Raw genomic sequence first — 16,492 nt, 5'->3', positions numbered from 1 at the left:
CCCACTTCACCCCCAGCCCTGCCAACCCCGCCCCACCCCACCGCCCCTCACCGTGCCCCCACCGCAACCCCCGCCACCCCCCGCGGTGCCGGGATGAACGCCGGGCGGTCCTGGGGTGTGGTGCCGGACTCGATGTCGGTGATGAGGCCGTGGAGCGCGGCGCGGCCCTCGGGGGCGGGGAGTTCGAGGTCGAGTGCGGCCAGGGCGCGGCGGGCCCGGTGCCAGGCGCGGCCGCGCCGGCCGTGGCGGTGGTCGACGACGGCGCGGGCGTAGCGGGCGAGCAGACAGGCCCAGGTGTCCTCGCGGACGTCCGGGTGGGACAGGGCGCGGCGGGCGCTGCGGCGGGCCGCGGCCGGGTCGAAGGCGGTCTGCGCCACGGCCAGGGCGGCGAGGCTGACGGCCGCGGAGGGGCCGCCCGGCGCGTGCGGCGGGATGGTGTCGGCGGCCTCCTCGAAGTGCGCCGCGGCGGCCACGCTGTCCCGCTCGCGCAGCGCCAGCATGCCCTGGACGTGGGCGATCCGGCCGAGCGAGGCGTCGTCCCCGGCCAGCACCGCGGCGGGCCAGGCGCGGCCGAGCAGGGAGCGGGCCGCGCCCGGGTCGCCGGGTGCGGTCAGCCAGGCCGCCAGCCACTGGGCCCGTACCGCGAGCGGGCTGTCGGGCGCGCACCGCCCGAGCAGCGTCAGCAGCAGCTCCCGGCCCGCCTCCGCGTGGTCGTACACCACCCACCAGAACCACAGCCCGACGACCGTCTCCAGGACCGCCTCGGTGTGCTCGGGCCGCTCCAGGGCGTGCTGCGCCACCGCCATCAGGTCGTCCTGCTCCTCGGCGAGCAGCCGCACCGCCTGCCGCTGGGAGCCCGCCGCCCACAGGTCCTCCGCCACCTCGGCCACCCGCCTGCCGTGGGTGACCAGGCGTTCCACGGCCACCGGCAACTCGCCCGCCGCGCGCAGCCGTTCGGCCGCGAAGTCGCGGGCCGCCGCGGCCATCCGCCAGCGGGGGCGGTGCACCCCGCCCGGGTCGCCCTCCGGCCGCAGTACGCCGGCCGCCGCCAGCCGGGCCAGGCAGCCCGGCACCTCGTACGGCTCCACGCCGCCGCCCGCGCACAGGAACACCGCGGTGGACTGCGCGAACGACCCCTCGAAGACGCCTGCGCGGGCCCACACCATCCGTGCGGCCCGGTCGTGCAGCGTGTACACGGAGCCCATCGCCGCCCGCAGCGACCGGTGCCTGCGGGGTGCTCCCGGCCGGGGGCCGGACAGCCAGCACTGGTGCCGCCGCAGCAGCCGGGCCAGTTCGTCCACCGAGTGCCGCAGGGTCTGCCCGGCGGCCAGCTCGATCGCCAGTGGCACGCCCTCCAGGAGCCGGCACACCTCGTGGACGGCCGGCAGGTCGAACGGGCCCTCGCCGCGGGCCCGTTCCAGGAACAGCCGCACCGCGGCCGGCCGGCCGTCCGCACCGTCCCGCGCCCGGGTGCCGAGCGGGGCGAGGCGCAGCACCCGTTCCTCCCCGAGCCCGAGTGCCGCGCGCGAGGTCACCAGGATCCGCAGCTCGGGCTCGTCCATCAGCAGGTGCTGGACGAGCTTGAGGCAGTCCGTGTGCACCGGGTCGACGTCGTCGAGGAACAGCAGTCCGACGGCCTCGCCGCGCGTCGCACGCCGTACCTCCGCCGCCAGCGCCCCCTCGGCACGCGCCGGCCGGGCGACGGCTCCCGGCCACCGCACCCGCACCGTCCGCCCCCAGGGGGCGCCGGCCGGGCCGGCGCACACCGTCGCGGCCAGCCGGCTCTTGCCGACGCCGGTGGGGCCGGTGACCGTCACCAGCCGGTGGTGGGCGAGCAGTTCATGGAGCCTGGCGGTCTCCTGCTCCCGTCCGATCAGGTCCCCGGTCCGACGGTCACCGGAGGCGGGCTGGACGTCGGGTCCGCCGGCGCATGTCCTCACTGTCGTTCACTCCCCGTTGCCGTGCTCGGCGCGCGCACGGTGCCGGAGGTGCAGAACCGTTTCTGCAAGAAGCGTTCCCGCACAACCCGCGCACCGGGACGCAGAACCGTCTCTGCATCCGCGCCACGGCAACCCCAACGCGCCACCCGCACACCGGGTGGCGCACGGACGCGCGGGATCACACGCCACGACGAAGGGGCGAACTCCAGTGCCCGTCAGTCCGCCGCGAGCGGGCTCACGGACCGGTGACCGACCGGATCGTGTACGGGTACGACACCCGCTGCCAGATCACCGTGAAGCGCGCGGTCGGCCGGGAGCCGGCCTGGGGCGCGCCGCCGTCGGAGGTGAGGGTCCTCGCCGTGCCCCATCCGCCGGACCGGGTGAACGTACGGGCCGTGGTCTTCGTGTAGCTGTAGGGGATCGTGGAGGTCGGCACGACGGTCTGGAAGACGAGCATGCCGTCGCCGTCGTCGTCCACGGCGAGGTCGGGCCGCTCACCGGTGCCGAGCGCGACGACCGTGCCGCGCGTGCCGGCCGCGGACAGTCTGCGGCCCAGCAGCTCGGGCCTGCCGCTGTTGAGGCGGTTCCACACGATCATGGAGTCGCCCTCCAGGTCGGTGGCCAGCGCGTGCGCGAAGCCCACGTTGTCGGTGGACGCCGAGATCCGCAGCGGCGCCGACAGCGTGCCCGTGCGGCTCCAGCGCGAGGCCCACTGCTGGGCGCGCTCGCCGCCACCGGAGTGGTAGGAGATCACCGCGTCGCCGTCCCGGTCCACCCCGACGCGGACCGAGCCGAAACCGGCGTACGACGCGATGGACGAGGTCAGCACCGCCGTCCCGCCCACCGCGGTCGAGGAGATGCGCCGCGCCACGACCTCCGAGCCGCCGCGCACCCAGGCGACGACGAACCGCCCGCTGCGGTCGACCCCGATGGCCGGCTGCTCGCCGTAGGCCGACCCGAGGGTGAGCGGCACGCCCAGGGAGCCGTCGGTCATCAGGCGGCGGGCGACGGCGTACCGGCTGCCGTCGCGGATCTCCGTCCACGCCGCCATCGCCGTACCGGCCGGGGACACAGCCACCACCGCGCCGCTCGCCGGTCCGGAGGTGGACAGCCGCCGCAGCGGGCCCACGAGCGCCCCGGACGCGGCCACCCGCCGGCCCACGACATGCCCGTCCTGCTGCCAGACGACGGCGGAGTCACCGGTGTCGTCGGAGGCGATCTCCGGGAAGGAGACCGCCGCGCCGTCCGGGGAGAGCGTACGGATCGCCCCGGTCGCCCCGGCCGCCGTCCTCACCCGGGTCTGCACCCGGTAGTAGCAGCCCGGCGTGGACTGGTCGCAGGCCGTCCAGGCCAGCAGGGAGTCGCCCTGGCGGTCCACGGCGACCTGCGGGGAGTCGCTCGCCGTCCAGCCGGACGCCGACACGTTCCACGTGGACGTCCACGCGGCCCCGGCGCTCGTCGTCAGCGTCGCCGCGACCGCGACACCCGCCGCCGCTGCCGCCGCCACCCCGGCCCACACCCGGCCCTTCACCGAACGCCGGTGCCGTCTTGCCCGCGCAGCCACGCTGCTCCCCCTTCGATCGACTCCCGCCACCACAAGGCGGTTCCGATCACCCAGCGCACCAGGCGCCCCACACGTCACAGCCCCGAGGAGTCGTACGGATCACCGGGCGCGGGCACCGGCCTCGCCGCGAGCACGTCCACGTACGGGATCGGGCCCCCGTTGACCGGGTCGGCGGACCGCTTCGGGCTGTAGGTGCCGGTGACCTCCAGCCACAGGTCCGGCTCCAGCACCGGCGGCACCCGGCCGGTCAGGCCGACCTTGACCGGGCGGGCGTCCGCGGCGCAGCAGTTGAGGGTCATCCGCACCAGATACGCGGTGCCGGAGGCGTCCAGGGCGACGAAGCCGGTGAGCCGTACCCGGCGGCCCTCAAGGGTGCGGCCGTGGCCGAAGGCGGCCCGGCCCGCGTAGTCGGCGAGGCCCAGGCGCAGCGGCTGCCCGGCGGGCAGCGGCGGGTAGCCGAGCGGCTCCTGAAGGGCCGTGCCGGTGCGCATGGCGCTGTGCGCGCCCAGGGCGGGCGGGGCGATGAGGATCAGGGCGAGGAGGGGGAGCAACAGCAGCCAGGAGACCCGGGGTCCGGGGTGGTCGTGCTCCGCGGTGCCGTCGCCACGCCCCCGGCCGCCGTACCGGACCGTCGCCGCCGCGGCCGCGATCAGCACCGCCCCGCACAGCACCAGCCCCGGCCGCAGCCCCGCCTTCACATAGCGCAGGGACAGGCCGGTCACGCCCGCGTGCAGCACGCTCGCGCCGAGCAGGAAGAGCACCACCGCCTGGGCCGAGCGGTTCACAGCAGCACCGCCCCGGTCAGCGCCGAGGCCGCGACGGCGACGACGAACGCGGTCGGGGCGAAGCGCAGGGCGAAGGCGCGGCCGAAGCCCGCCGCGTGCAGGGCGAACAGCTTGAGGTCGATCACCGGCCCCACGACGAGGAACGCCAGCCGGGCGGTCGGCGAGAACTGGGTGAGCGACGCGGCCACGAACGCGTCCGCCTCCGAGCACACCGACAGCAGCACCGCGAGCCCGGCGAGGGCCAGCACCGACACCACGGGCACCCCCGCCACCGACCCGAGCCACCTCTCCGGCACCACCGCCTTCAGCGTCGCCGCGGCGCCCGCGCCCACCACCAGGTACCCGCCCGCGTGCAGCACGTCGTGCCGCACCGACGCCCAGAACGCCTCGCCGCGCCGCCCCTGACCGTCGTACCCCGTGTGCCGGGACGGCCGCAGCCAGTCCTCCCGGCCCACCCGCTGCCACAGCCAGCCCATCGCGCACGCCACCAGCAGCCCCGCCACCAGCCGGGCCGCGACCATCTCGGGCGCGCCCGGGAAGGCGACGGCGGTCGCGGTGAGCACCACGGGGTTGACCGCCGGGGCGGACACCAGGAACGCGAACGCGGCGGCCGGGGTCACCCCCCGCCGGATCAGCGCGCCCGCCACCGGCACCGAGGCGCACTCGCAGCCCGGCAGCACCGCCCCCGCGAGGCCCGCGGCCGGTACGGCGAGCGCGGTACGGGCGGGCAGCGCGCGGGCGAAGAACGACGCCGGCACGAACACGGCGATCACCGCCGACAGCAGCACCCCGAACACCAGGAACGGCAGCGCCTGCACCACCACCGCCAGGAACACGGTCGTCCAGTCCTGCATCACCGGCGCGGCCAGCGCCCGCCGCAGCGTCCCCTGGAACAGCACCGCGAGCATCAGCAGCAGGATCAGCACGAGCGGCGCGTCAGGCCGCCGCCGCGCCCCCGTGATCTCGGCGGTCTCGGTGCTCTCGGCGGTCTGGGCGGTCTGGGCGGTCTGGGCGGTCTCGGCGGGGGCGTCCTCCATGACGGCCACGGGGCTCCTTCCCTCCCCCGGGGATACGGCGGCCGGGCGGCACGCGTTCAACCGGGGTGCAACCGCCCCTGGCCGTAGGGCAGTCTGGTCCCTCGTGGGGAGCGTTCCGAACCAGGGCGCGCCGGGCGGCGCGCACCCGCACATGGTCGTGTGCGGCGACGACGGGCTCGCGCACCGGCTCGCCGCCGAACTGCGCGGTGTCTACGGCGAACAGGTCACGCTCGTCGTGCCGGCGGACCGGCGCCGGGTGCGCCAGCCGGTCGTGGGACGCGCCCGCGCGGTGTCGGCGGCCTTCCTGGACCGGATGGTGAACGCGGCCCGCGGCAACGGCGACAACGCCGGCGCCGAACGGGTCGTGGAGGCCGGTGAGCCGACCGAGGCGGTGCTCGCCGAGGCGGGCGTGGAGCGCGCGGCGGCGCTGGCGCTCGTGTACGACGACGACGAGACCAACATCCGTGCCGCGCTCACCGCGCGCCGCCTCAACCCGCGCCTCCGGCTCGTCCTGCGCCTGTACAACCGCCGGCTGGGCCAGCACATCGAGGAACTCCTCGACCAGGCCGCCACCTTGGCGACCGGCGCCGCCTCCGAGGCCTCCACCGTCGTCCTCTCCGACGCCGACACGGCAGCGCCCGCGCTCGCCGCGACCGCCCTCGCCGGCACCAGCAAGGTCGTGCAGACCGAGGGCCTCATGCTGCGCGCGGTGGAACGGCGGCCGCTGCCCGGACAGGTCGCCGACCCCGGCCTCGCCACCCTCGCGCTGCTGTCCGCCACCAGCAACGACCCCGCGGGCGCGGACGGTTCGGAGGGCGACGGCGAACACGGGCCGCGGCTGCTGCCGGACGCGGCGGCCGTACGGGAGGCGACGGGACGCGGCACGATCGTCCTGGAGCAGGTCTCCTACGCCGGTGAGCCGTCCGTCCCGGCCTCCGGCCTGACCGGCGTCCCACCGCTCGGCTCGCTCTTCTCCCGGCGGCTGCGCTGGTCGCTGGCCGGGGTGGCCGGCTGTGTCATCGCGCTGGCGATCGCGCTGACCGTCCTCACCGGCGACCACCCGCTGCACGCGACCTATGTGACCCTGCTCGACCTGTTCGCCATCAACGAGCCCGCGCTGAACCAGTCGACCGGCCGGCAGGTCCTCCAACTCCTCACCGGGCTGCTCGGGTTACTGCTGCTGCCGGTGCTGCTGGCCGCCGCCCTGGAGGCGTTCGGCGCCTTCCGCAGCGCGTCCGGACTGCGCAAACCGCCCCGCGGGCTCGGCGGGCACGTGGTGCTCCTCGGGCTCGGCAAGATCGGCGCCCGGGTGCTGATCCGGCTGCGCGAGCTGAACATCCCCGTGGTCTGCGTCGAGGCCGACCCCGAGGCACGCGGCCTCGCGGTGGCCCGGCGGCTGCGGGTGCCGGTCGTCCTCGGAGACGTCACCCAGGAAGGCGTCCTGGAGGCGGCGAAGGTGCATCGCGCGCACGCCCTGCTCGCGCTGACCAGCGTCGACACGACGAATCTGGAGGCCGCGCTGTACGCCCGCTCGGTGCGGGCCGACCTGCGGGTGGTGCTGCGGCTGTACGACGACGACTTCGCCACCGCCGTGTACCGCACGCTGCGCGCCGCGCATCCCCACGCCCTCACCCGCAGCCGCAGCGTCACCCACCTGGCCGCGCCCGCGTTCGCCGGCGCCATGTTCGGGCGCCAGATCCTCGGGGCGATCCCCGTCGAGCGGCGGGTCCTGCTGTTCGCCGCGCTGGAGGTCGCCGGGCATCCCCAGCTGGAGGGCCGCACCGTCCGGGAGGCCTTCCGCGCCGGGGCCTGGCGCGTCCTCGCGCTCGACACCCGGTCCCGCACCGAGGACGCGCCCGGGGCGGGGCTCGTCTGGGAGCTGCCCGAGGGGTACGTCCTCGGCGCCGGGGACCGCGTCATCCTGGCGGCGACCCGGCGGGGGTTCGCGGAACTGCTGGGACGCCGGAGCAGGGACGCGGCGCAGCGCCCTTAGGGGCGCGGGGGCGTATCGGTGTACGGCTCCGCCGCGTGGGCGCGACCGGTCCGCGGCCGGCCGCACCCGGGCGACGGCACGAGCCCCCGCGGCGATCAGGCGGGCGGCAGGTGCCTCGCCGCGAAGTCCAGCTCCAGCCGCACCTGCTTGATCCGCTCGTCCACCACCAGCGACCCGTGACCGGCGTCGTAGCGGTACACCTCGTGCACCGCGCCCCGCGCCTGAAGCCGCTTGACGTAGTTGTCGATCTGCCGGATCGGGCAGCGGGGGTCGTTCACCCCGGCGGAGATGTGGACCGGCGCCTTGACCTGGTCGACGTACGTCAGCGGGGAGGACGCCTCGAAGCGGTGCGGAACCTCCTCGGGCGTGCCCCCGAGCAGGGTGCGGTCCATCGCCTTCAGCGCCTCCATCTCGTCGTGGTAGGCGGTGACGTAGTCGGCGACGGGCACGGCCGCGATGCCCAGCGCCCAGGCCTCCGGCTGGGTGCCGAGCCCGAGGAGGGTGAGGTAGCCGCCCCAGGAGCCGCCGCTGAGGACGAGCCGGGCGGGGTCCGCCAGCCCGGAGCTCACCGCCCACTCGCGCACCGCGGCGATGTCCTCCAGCTCGATCAGGCCGACGCGGTACTTCAGCGCGTCCGTCCAGGCCCGGCCGTACCCGGTGGAGCCCCGGTAGTTGACGCGGACGACCGCGTAACCGTGGTCCACCCAGGCGGCGGGGCCCGCCGCGAAGGAGTCGCTGTCGTGCCAGGTCGGACCGCCGTGGATGTCGAACACGGTCGGGAGCGGCCCGGTCGCGCCCGCCGGCTTCTGCACGAGCGCGTGGATGCGGCCGCCGGGCCCCTCCACCCACACGTCCTCCACCGGCACCGAGCCGGGCGACTTCAGCCCCGGCGGGTCCAGCACCACCCGGCCGGCCGTGGAGCGCACCGCGGGCGGCTCGGCGGCGGACGACCACAGGTACTCCACGCTGCCGTCCGGCCGGGCCGTGGCCCCCGACACCGTGCCAGGCGGCGTCTCCACCCGCTCCAGCTCACGGCTCGCCAGGTCGTAGCGGAACAGCTCGCTGCGGGCCTCGAAGCTGTGCGCGACGAGCAGCCCGGTGCCGTCCGGGTACCACTCGGCGCTCACGTCGCCCGGCAGCTCCAGCACCAGATCGGTCTCCTCGCCCGAGGCCACGTCCCACACCAGCGGCTCCCAGCGGCCCCGCCGCTGATGCCCGACCAGCAGCCGGGTGTCGCCGTCGACCGGCGCGAAGCCCAGCACCTCCAGGCCCAGCTCGACGCTGCCGCCCTTGGTGTCGTCCAGCTCCGCGACCGTCGTACCGTCGAGGCGCAGCACCCGCAGCGCCGAGTGCATCGCGTCGCCGTGCTCGGTGTGCTCGATCGCCAGCAGCGTGCCGTCGTGGGACAGGTCACCGACGCCCGCCGACTCGCGGTGCCGGTAGACCTCGACCGGAGCCTCACCGTCGCGGGCCACGTAGATCGTCGTGCCGTCCTCGTCGGTGGACCGCCCGACGACCGCCGTGCGCCCGTCCCGGCCGAGCGCCAGCCCCGCCGGGTACGACGGCTCCAGGCCCGGTACGGCGATCTCGTCGGCGCCGCCCTCGAAGCGCTGCCGGCGCCACACGCCGAACTCGTCGCCGTCCTTGTCGTCGAACCACCAGATCCAGGCGCCGTCCGGGGTGAGCACCCCGTCCGTGGTGCCGTTGGGCCGGTCGGTCACCTGGCGCTGACCGCCGGTGGCCCGGTCCCACGCGTACAGCTCGTACGTCCCTGTCGCGTTCGACACGAACAGGGAGCGGTCGGGGGCGTCCTCGGCCCAGTCGGGCAGGGAGACCCGCGGTGCCCTGAACCGCTGCTCCCACACGGGCATGGCTTCTGCGTCGCTGCTCATGACCCCTATCAAACCCGAACCGGCGCCACGGTGAGAGCCGCGCGGGCCGGTGCCCCGTATGCGACCGGAAACGCGATGTTGTGAATGACCCGCGCCCGCACCTGGACGGAGGAAGAGCGCCCTCGGACCACCCCGCGCCCCGCCCACGTACCCCGGCCCCGTACCGTGGAAGGCGTGTACCGGTTCCTGCTGACGCCCCGCTGGTGGGGCATCAACGTGTTCGTGCTGCTCGCCATCCCCTTCTGCGTGTTCATGGGGTCCTGGCAGCTGGGCCGGTTCGAGGAGCGGATGGACAGCCACCGCACCGCGGACGAGCGCGCCTCAACGGACCGGCACGAGGCCGCGCGCCCGCTCGCGGCGCTGCTGCCGGTGGACAAGGCGACCTCCGGCGCACAGACCACCGCCACCGGCAGCTACGCCGACCAGCTGCTGGTCCCCGACCGCGAGCTGGACGGCAGGAGCGGCTACTACGTCCTCACGCTGCTGCGGCAGGACACCGGCAAGGCCCTGCCCGTCGTACGCGGCTGGCTGCCCGGCACCCCCGACCCGGCGAAGGCCCCGGCCCCGCCCGCCGGCGAGGTCACCGTCACCGGTGCGCTCCAGGCCTCCGAGACTCCCGGCGACAACGGCGTCAGCGCCCGCGGCGGCCTGCCCGCGGGCCAGACCGCGGCCATCAGCTCGGCCTCCCTGGTCAACCTCGTGCCGTACGACGTCGAGGACGCGTTCGTCACCCTCAACCGGGGCGACTCGGGGATGCGGGCCGTGCCCGCGCGGGCGGCGGCGCAGACCGGCCTGGACCTGAAGGCGTTCCAGAACCTCGGCTACACCGGTGAGTGGTTCGTCTTCGCGGGCTTCGTCGTCTTCATGTGGTTCCGGCTGCTGCGCCGCGAGGTGGAGCTGGCCCGGGACGCGGAACTGGGCCTGCTGCCGGACGAGGAGGAGGAGCGGCCCGAGCGGGCCGGCTCCTCCGACTACGCGGCCCGATAGCTCCTACTGCGGGATCATCCCGGTCCGGTACACCGTCCCGGCGCAGGCGGGCAGCACCGAGACACTGGTGCTCGGCGCGCCCAGCTCGGTCGTGTAGGTCACGTTGACGCCGCCGTCGGCCGAGCCGTCCTCGGTGACGAGCTGCGTGGTCATGCCGGTGTCGCCGCCGGTCTCGGTGCCGTCGGAGGTGCCGGTGGTGCCGTCGCTGGGGGTGGGCGTCGGGGTCGGGGTGGCCCCGCCGGTCTCACCGCCGCCGGTGGTGGTGCCGGTGTCACCGCCGCCGCCCGTCGTGCCCCCGCTGTCACCGCCGCCGGTGCCGGTGCCGCCGGTGCCCGTGCCGCCGTCGGTGGGGCACGTCTCGGACGGCACCCAGGCGAACTTCACCTCGTACGCCGCGCCCGGCACCAGGACGACCTCGTGCCGCTCCAGGGAGGGGTCCGGCAGGGACAGGGCCGCGTCCCCGGCGACATGGCGGGCGAGGCCGATCCTGGCGGGGTCGGTGGTGCCCAGCGGATAGGGCGTCACCTCGCCGGAGCCGACGACCGTACAGCCCTCGGCGGAGACGTTGGTGACGCGGAAGCTGCCGTAGACCGCGCCCATGGAGTCGGGTGCGCCGAAGCTGCCGCTGACGGAGAGCTGCTCGGCGGTACACGCGTCGTCGACCGCCGAGGCGCCCCCGGACGGGTCCGTGGTGCCGCCGGAACCGGTGCCCTTGGTGTCACCCGTGTCGTGGTCCTCGGGCTCGGCGCCGCCGTGGTCGCCGCCTCCTGTGCCGCCGCCCCCGGTGCCGCCCTCGGACCTGCCGCCGTTCTCGCCCTTGCCCTCGCTCGTCCCGCCCTGGGCGGCCGAGCCGTGGCCGGCGATGGAGGGGTCGGCGTTCGGTCCTGTGGAGCCGGTGACGTGCACCAGCGCGGGGATGGCGGTGCCCAGGAACAGCGCGGCGGCCGCCATGCCTACGGCTGCCTGCCGCTTACGGGCCCGGCGTGCGGGCACCGCCCGGCGCAGGTGGTCCAGTGTGCCGTCGCGCGGCTCCACGTCCTCGACCGCCTCGTGCAGCAGGCGGCGCAGTGCCAGCTCGTCCGAGCCGAGCCCTTCAGGGCTGCGTTCGTCGGGGCTGTCGTTCACGATTCCGTTCCCAGCGTGCGGTTGCTTCGGCTGTTGCTTCCCGGCGTCGTCGGCCGCCCCCCGGCGCGGCGCGTCGCCCTGGTGGTGCTCGCGGTGGTGCTGCTCGTCGTGTCCGCTGTGTTCCTCACTGTGCTCGCCGTGCTCGCCGTCCGGCTCGCCGTGCGGGCTGTGCGGGCTGTCCGGCTCGCGGTGGTGGTCGCTCATTTCGCCGCCGCCTCCATGGCGACCCGCAGCGCGGCGATACCGCGCGAGCCGTAGGCCTTCACCGAACCCAGCGAGATGCCGAGCGTCTCGGCGACCTGTGCCTCGGTCATGTCGGCGAAGTAGCGCAGCACCAGCACCTCGCGCTGGCGGCGCTGCAGGCCCTTCATGGCCTTGATGAGGTCGCGGCGCTCCAGCGAGTCGTACGCCCCCTCCTCCGCGCTCGCCATGTCCGGCATCGGCTTGGACAGCAGCTTCAGTCCGAGGATGCGGCGGCGCAGCGCGGAGCGGGAGAGGTTGACGACCGTCTGCCGCAGATAGGCCAGGGTCTTCTCCGGGTCACGGACGCGTTTGCGCGCGGAGTGGACCCGGATGAAGGCCTCCTGCACGACGTCCTCGCAGGACGCGGTGTCGTCGAGGAGGAGGGCCGCCAGGCCGAGCAGCGAGCGGTAGTGCGCGCGGTAGGTCTCGGTGAGGTGGTCGACGGTGGTGCCGGCCGCCACGGCCTCGTCGGCGCCGTCACGCTGGCTGGGAATGCGAGCGGGCCTCGCTGCGGGCATGGGGGCGATCACCGGCATGCCGCCGGGCGCACCGGGCGTGCGGGGGCGCTGGGGCCTGCGGACGGGCGGCCGAAGGGCCGCGCCGCGCGGGGCCACGCTGAGATCGAGTACCTCTGCCACGCCAGTTGGACACGTTTCCCCCCGCGGGGGTTGTACGTGCCGGGCGTCGGTTTTGCGGTCACTTTCGCGCCGGCCCGTCCACCCGACCGCGTTCTCGCGTCAGGCAGCACCGCCGACGGAGCCTCAGAAGCCCACATGCGTCCCGCTCTTCCCCTATGTCCCCTGTGAGCGGCCGTCCCCACGCCCGCTCATGGCGTCCCCGCGCCTGGATGAATGCGCTTGCACCCCGGAAGGGCGACCGCATAGACGCTCCCCGCCCTCCGCGTGGTTGCGGAGGGCGGGGAGGAAATCTTCCGACGCCACCGGGAACCGGATCAAGTGGTCCGGACATCACTTCGGATCACGTGCCTTACGCAGATCCTACAAATCGAACACGGATGATCCACAGGGTTTGTCGGCTCACGCCGCCCCGGCGGGAACTACGCCCGGAACTCGGCGGCCACCAGCTCGGCGATCTGCGCGGTGTTGAGGGCCGCGCCCTTGCGCAGGTTGTCGCCGCACACGAACAGCTCGAGCGCGGTGGGGTCGTCCAGCGCCCGCCGCACCCGTCCGACCCAGGTCGGGTCGGTGCCCACCACGTCGGCGGGCGTCGGGAACTCCCCGGCGGCCGGGTTGTCGAACAGCACCACGCCCGGCGCGGTGGCGAGGATCTCACGCGCCCGCGCCACGGTGACCTCGTCCTGGAACCGCGCATGGACGGTCAACGAGTGGGTGGTGACGACGGGCACGCGCACACAGGTCACGGCGACCGGCAGCGCGGGCAGTCCGAGGATCTTGCGGGACTCGTCCCGCACCTTCATCTCCTCCGAGGACCAGCCGTCCTCGCGCAGCGACCCGGCCCAGGGCACCACGTTCAGCGCGACCGGCTCGGGGAACGGCCCGGTGTCGTCACCGACGGCCCGCCGTACGTCACCGGGGCCGGTCCCCAGCTCCGTACCGGCGACCAGGGCGATCTGCCGCCGCAGCGTCTCCACACCGGCCCGGCCCGCGCCGCTCACCGCCTGGTACGACGAGACGACCAGCTCACGCAGTCCGAACTCGGCGTGCAGCGCGCCCAGCGCGACGATCATCGACAGCGTCGTGCAGTTGGGGTTCGCGACGATCCCGCGCGGCCGCATCCGTACGGCGTGCGGATTGACCTCGGGCACGACCAGCGGCACGTCGGGGTCGAGCCGGAAGGCGGCGGAGTTGTCGACGACCACGACCCCGCGGGAGGCGGCGACGGGCGCCCACTGCGCGGCGACGTCGTCCGGTACGTCGAACATCGCGACGTCGACCCCGTCGAAGGCCTCCTCCGACAGGGCCATGACCTCGACCTCCTCCCCGCGCACGGTCAGCTTGCGGCCGGCCGAGCGCGGGGAGGCGACGAGTCGGATCTCGCCCCAGACGTCCTTGCGCTGGGACAGGATCTGGAGCATGACCGTGCCGACGGCCCCGGTCGCTCCCACGACCGCGAGCGTCGGCCGGCCCTGCCCCTGAAGCGCCATCAGCGTCCCGTGCCTCCGTAGACGACGGCCTCGTCGCTGTCGGAGTCGAGCCCGAAGGCGGTGTGCACGGCGCGCACGGCCTCGTTGACGTCGTCGGCCCGCGTGACGACCGAGATGCGGATCTCGGAGGTCGAGATGAGCTCGATGTTCACTCCGGCGTCGGACAGGGCGGTGAAGAAGTCGGCGGTGACGCCGGGGTTGGTCTTCATACCGGCGCCGACGAGCGAGATCTTGCCGATCTGGTCGTCGTAGCGGAGCGACTCGAAGCCGATGCCGGCCCGGGACTTCTCCAGGGCGTCGATGGCCTTGCGGCCCTCGGTCTTGGGCAGCGTGAAGGAGATGTCCGTCAGGCCGGTGGCGGCGGCGGACACGTTCTGCACGATCATGTCGATGTTGATCTCGGCGTCCGAGATCGTGCGGAAGATCGCCGCGGCCTCGCCCGGCTTGTCCGGGACACCGACGACCGTGATCTTCGCCTCGGAGACGTCGTGAGCGACTCCGGAGATGATGGCGTGCTCCACCTGAGCGTCCCCCTCGGGCTTCTCGTTGCTGACCCACGTGCCGCGCAGTCCGGAGAAGGACGAGCGGACGTGGATCGGGATGTTGTAACGGCGCGCGTACTCCACGCAGCGGTGCAGCAGCACCTTGGAGCCGGAGGCGGCCAGCTCCAGCATGTCCTCGGAGGAGATCCAGTCGATCTTCCGGGCCTTCTTCACCACACGCGGGTCGGCGGTGAACACACCGTCGACGTCGGTGTAGATCTCGCACACCTCGGCGTCCAGCGCCGCCGCGAGCGCGACAGCGGTGGTGTCGGACCCGCCACGCCCCAGCGTGGTGATGTCCTTGGTGTCCTGGCTGACGCCCTGGAAGCCGGCGACGATGGCGATGTTGCCCTCGTTCAGCGAATCCCGGATACGGCCCGGCGTGACGTCGATGATCCGCGCTTTGTTGTGGACCGAGTCGGTGATGACACCTGCCTGGCTACCGGTGAAGCTCTGGGCGCTGTGGCCCAGGTTTTTGATCGCCATCGCCAGCAGGGCCATGGAGATCCGCTCCCCGGCGGTCAGCAGCATGTCGAGCTCGCGCCCGGCAGGGATCGGGGATACCTGCTCGGCGAGATCGATCAGCTCGTCCGTCGTGTCGCCCATCGCGGAAACCACGGCGACCACCTGGTGGCCGTTCTTCTTGGCTTCCACGATCCGCTTGGCGACGCGCTTGATGCCCTCGGCATCGGCTACGGAGGAGCCTCCGTACTTCTGCACGACAAGGCCCACGTGCGCTCCTCGCTCAGTCTGTCTGTTTGCCCGCTGATACGCCGGTGTACTGCGGGTCGGCTCAGTCTATCGAGCGCCCGAAATTCACCCCTGCGGTATCGCATGGTGAGACTCCCGGTGCGCCGGACTGGACCCTGCCCGCCCTTGAGCGGGGCACTCGCGAAAGTGGGCCAGGTCACGCGGGGACCGGTTGGCGCGCCTCGCTCGCGCGCGGCCGGAAGCCCGCACTACGGCTGGGCGGAGTTGAGTCCCAGCGGTCCCGCGATCTCCTCCGTCATGACGCGGCCCGCCTCGAACTCCAGGGTCTCGTCGCCGAGGGTCTGGTCCGTGTCGAGGCCGTCCAGCTCCGCGAGGGGCTGGTTGAGGCGGACGTGGGCGAGGACGGAGTGCAGGGCGCGCAGGGTCGCGGAGGCGGTGGTGCCCCAGTTGGAGAAGTAGGAGAACTGCCACCACCACAGGGCCTCGCTGGTGCGGCCGGCGCGGTAGTGGGTCATGCCGTGGCGCAGGTCGGCGACGACGTCGGCGAGGTCGTCGGAGATCCGGGCCGGTACAGGCGCCTTGCGGGGCTCGTAGGGGTCGAAGACCTCGGAGTAGACGTCGATCGGTTCGAGGAGGCGGGCGAGGTTCTCGCGCAGCTCGTCGAACTCCGGCTCGGGGCCCGGGTCGGGCTCGTAGCGCTCGTCGGGGACGATGTCCTCGTGGGCGCCCAGGCGGCCCCCGGCGAGCAGGAGCTGGGAGACCTCCAGGAGGAGGAAGGGGACCGCCGAGTCCGGCTCGTCGCCCTTGGCCACCTCTGTGACGGCCACCAGGAAGCTCTCGATCTGGTCCGCGATCTGGACCGCGAAGTCGTCCGGGTTGTGGCCGGTCGCGTGCAGCGTGGCGTCAGACATCTAGCAGTCGTCTCCCCTCGAAGGCGCGGCCGAGGGTGACCTCGTCCGCGTACTCCAGGTCGCCACCCACCGGGAGGCCGCTGGCCAGGCGGGTGACCTTGAGGCCCATGGGCTTGATCATGCGGGCGAGGTACGTGGCCGTCGCCTCGCCCTCCAGGTTCGGGTCCGTGGCCAGGATCAGCTCCGTGACCGTACCGTCGGCCAACCGCGCGAGAAGTTCTCGTATACGCAGGTCGTCGGGGCCCACTCCCTCGATGGGGCTGATCGCGCCGCCGAGGACGTGGTAGCGGCCGCGGAACTCGCGTGTGCGCTCGATGGCGACGACGTCCTTGGGTTCCTCGACCACGCAGATGACGGAGGGGTCGCGGCGGCTGTCACGGCAGATGTTGCACAGCTCCTCCTGCGCGACGTTGCCGCAGGTCGCGCAGAAGCGGACCTTCGCCTTGACCTCCATCAGGGCCTGGGCGAGACGCCGTACGTCCGTCGGCTCGGCCTGCAGGATGTGGAAGGCGATCCGCTGCGCACTCTTCGGACCGACGCCGGGCAGCCGCCCCAGTTCGTCGATGAGGTCCTGGACCACGCCTTCGTACAACGGACTGCCCGTCCTTCCTGGTGTTCCTTCACTACGTACGGTAGA

The 16,492-nt window shown here is 74.0% G+C and carries 13 protein-coding genes; 2 read left to right on the top strand and 11 right to left on the bottom strand.

The genetic code is table 11. The features are described 5' to 3' along the window. Positions 1-47 precede the first annotated feature (47 nt). From ACIGXJ_RS11945 to ACIGXJ_RS11930, 4 genes are all read right to left on the bottom strand, one after another. Positions 48-1,940 carry an ATP-binding protein gene (locus tag ACIGXJ_RS11945; RefSeq protein ID WP_399643409.1) on the bottom strand — a complete coding sequence of 631 codons (1,893 nt, stop codon included), beginning with the start codon at positions 1,938-1,940 and terminating at the stop codon, positions 48-50. A gap of 235 nt (positions 1,941-2,175) precedes the next feature. Continuing rightward, a complete protein-coding gene (locus ACIGXJ_RS11940) occupies positions 2,176-3,504 on the bottom strand; it encodes a hypothetical protein (RefSeq protein ID WP_399643407.1) in 1,329 nt (442 codons plus the stop codon). A gap of 74 nt (positions 3,505-3,578) precedes the next feature. Next, positions 3,579-4,289: a TIGR03943 family putative permease subunit gene (locus ACIGXJ_RS11935; RefSeq protein WP_399643405.1), complete on the bottom strand. Its 711-nt coding sequence runs from the start codon at positions 4,287-4,289 to the stop codon at positions 3,579-3,581. Beyond that, complete coding sequence (locus ACIGXJ_RS11930) at positions 4,286-5,335, bottom strand: permease (RefSeq protein ID WP_399643403.1); 1,050 nt, start codon at positions 5,333-5,335, stop codon at positions 4,286-4,288. Before ACIGXJ_RS11930 ends, ACIGXJ_RS11935 begins: the two co-directional genes overlap by 4 nt. Before the next feature lie 142 nt (positions 5,336-5,477). Here ACIGXJ_RS11930 and ACIGXJ_RS11925 point away from each other — a divergent pair, with 142 nt between their 5' ends. Beyond that, entirely contained in the window at positions 5,478-7,319 is a 1,842-nt protein-coding gene (locus tag ACIGXJ_RS11925; protein ID WP_399643704.1) for an NAD-binding protein, read from the top strand. A gap of 95 nt (positions 7,320-7,414) precedes the next feature. Here ACIGXJ_RS11925 and ACIGXJ_RS11920 read toward each other — a convergent pair whose 3' ends face one another. Continuing rightward, positions 7,415-9,211: a prolyl oligopeptidase family serine peptidase gene (locus ACIGXJ_RS11920; RefSeq protein WP_399643401.1), complete on the bottom strand. Its 1,797-nt coding sequence runs from the start codon at positions 9,209-9,211 to the stop codon at positions 7,415-7,417. Positions 9,212-9,385: 174 nt separating this feature from the next. Here ACIGXJ_RS11920 and ACIGXJ_RS11915 point away from each other — a divergent pair, with 174 nt between their 5' ends. Continuing rightward, on the top strand, positions 9,386-10,198 hold the full coding sequence (locus ACIGXJ_RS11915) for an SURF1 family protein (protein ID WP_399643399.1): 813 nt from the start codon (positions 9,386-9,388) through the stop codon (positions 10,196-10,198). Positions 10,199-10,201: 3 nt separating this feature from the next. On the opposite strand, the gene ACIGXJ_RS11910 is transcribed toward ACIGXJ_RS11915, so the two are convergent. From ACIGXJ_RS11910 to recR, 6 genes are all read right to left on the bottom strand, one after another. Further along, positions 10,202-11,527, bottom strand: a complete 1,326-nt coding sequence (locus tag ACIGXJ_RS11910; protein WP_399643397.1) for a hypothetical protein — start codon at positions 11,525-11,527, stop codon at positions 10,202-10,204. Further along, positions 11,524-12,204 carry a SigE family RNA polymerase sigma factor gene (locus ACIGXJ_RS11905; protein ID WP_399643395.1) on the bottom strand — a complete coding sequence of 227 codons (681 nt, stop codon included), beginning with the start codon at positions 12,202-12,204 and terminating at the stop codon, positions 11,524-11,526. Before ACIGXJ_RS11905 ends, ACIGXJ_RS11910 begins: the two co-directional genes overlap by 4 nt. A gap of 419 nt (positions 12,205-12,623) precedes the next feature. Further along, the gene (locus ACIGXJ_RS11900) at positions 12,624-13,691 is read right to left on the bottom strand and encodes an aspartate-semialdehyde dehydrogenase (protein WP_399643393.1); all 1,068 of its coding nucleotides are present in this window, start codon (positions 13,689-13,691) and stop codon (positions 12,624-12,626) included. Beyond that, positions 13,691-14,965, bottom strand: a complete 1,275-nt coding sequence (locus tag ACIGXJ_RS11895) for an aspartate kinase (RefSeq protein WP_399643390.1) — start codon at positions 14,963-14,965, stop codon at positions 13,691-13,693. The genes ACIGXJ_RS11900 and ACIGXJ_RS11895 overlap by 1 nt, the downstream gene beginning before the upstream one ends. 227 nt (positions 14,966-15,192) lie before the next feature. Then, positions 15,193-15,855, bottom strand: coding sequence for a DUF5063 domain-containing protein (locus tag ACIGXJ_RS11890; RefSeq protein WP_399643388.1), 663 nt, complete (start codon positions 15,853-15,855; stop codon positions 15,193-15,195). Beyond that, positions 15,848-16,447, bottom strand: coding sequence for a recombination mediator RecR (gene recR / locus ACIGXJ_RS11885; protein WP_099930378.1), 600 nt, complete (start codon positions 16,445-16,447; stop codon positions 15,848-15,850). The genes ACIGXJ_RS11890 and recR overlap by 8 nt, the downstream gene beginning before the upstream one ends. Positions 16,448-16,492 lie beyond the last annotated feature (45 nt).

Origin of the sequence: Streptomyces sp. NPDC053367 (genome assembly GCF_044545925.1) — a bacterium.
Classification (GTDB): Bacteria; Actinomycetota; Actinomycetes; order Streptomycetales; family Streptomycetaceae; genus Streptomyces.
Note: the sequence above shows the minus strand (reverse complement) of the source record. Positions and strands in the feature narration are given on the sequence as shown.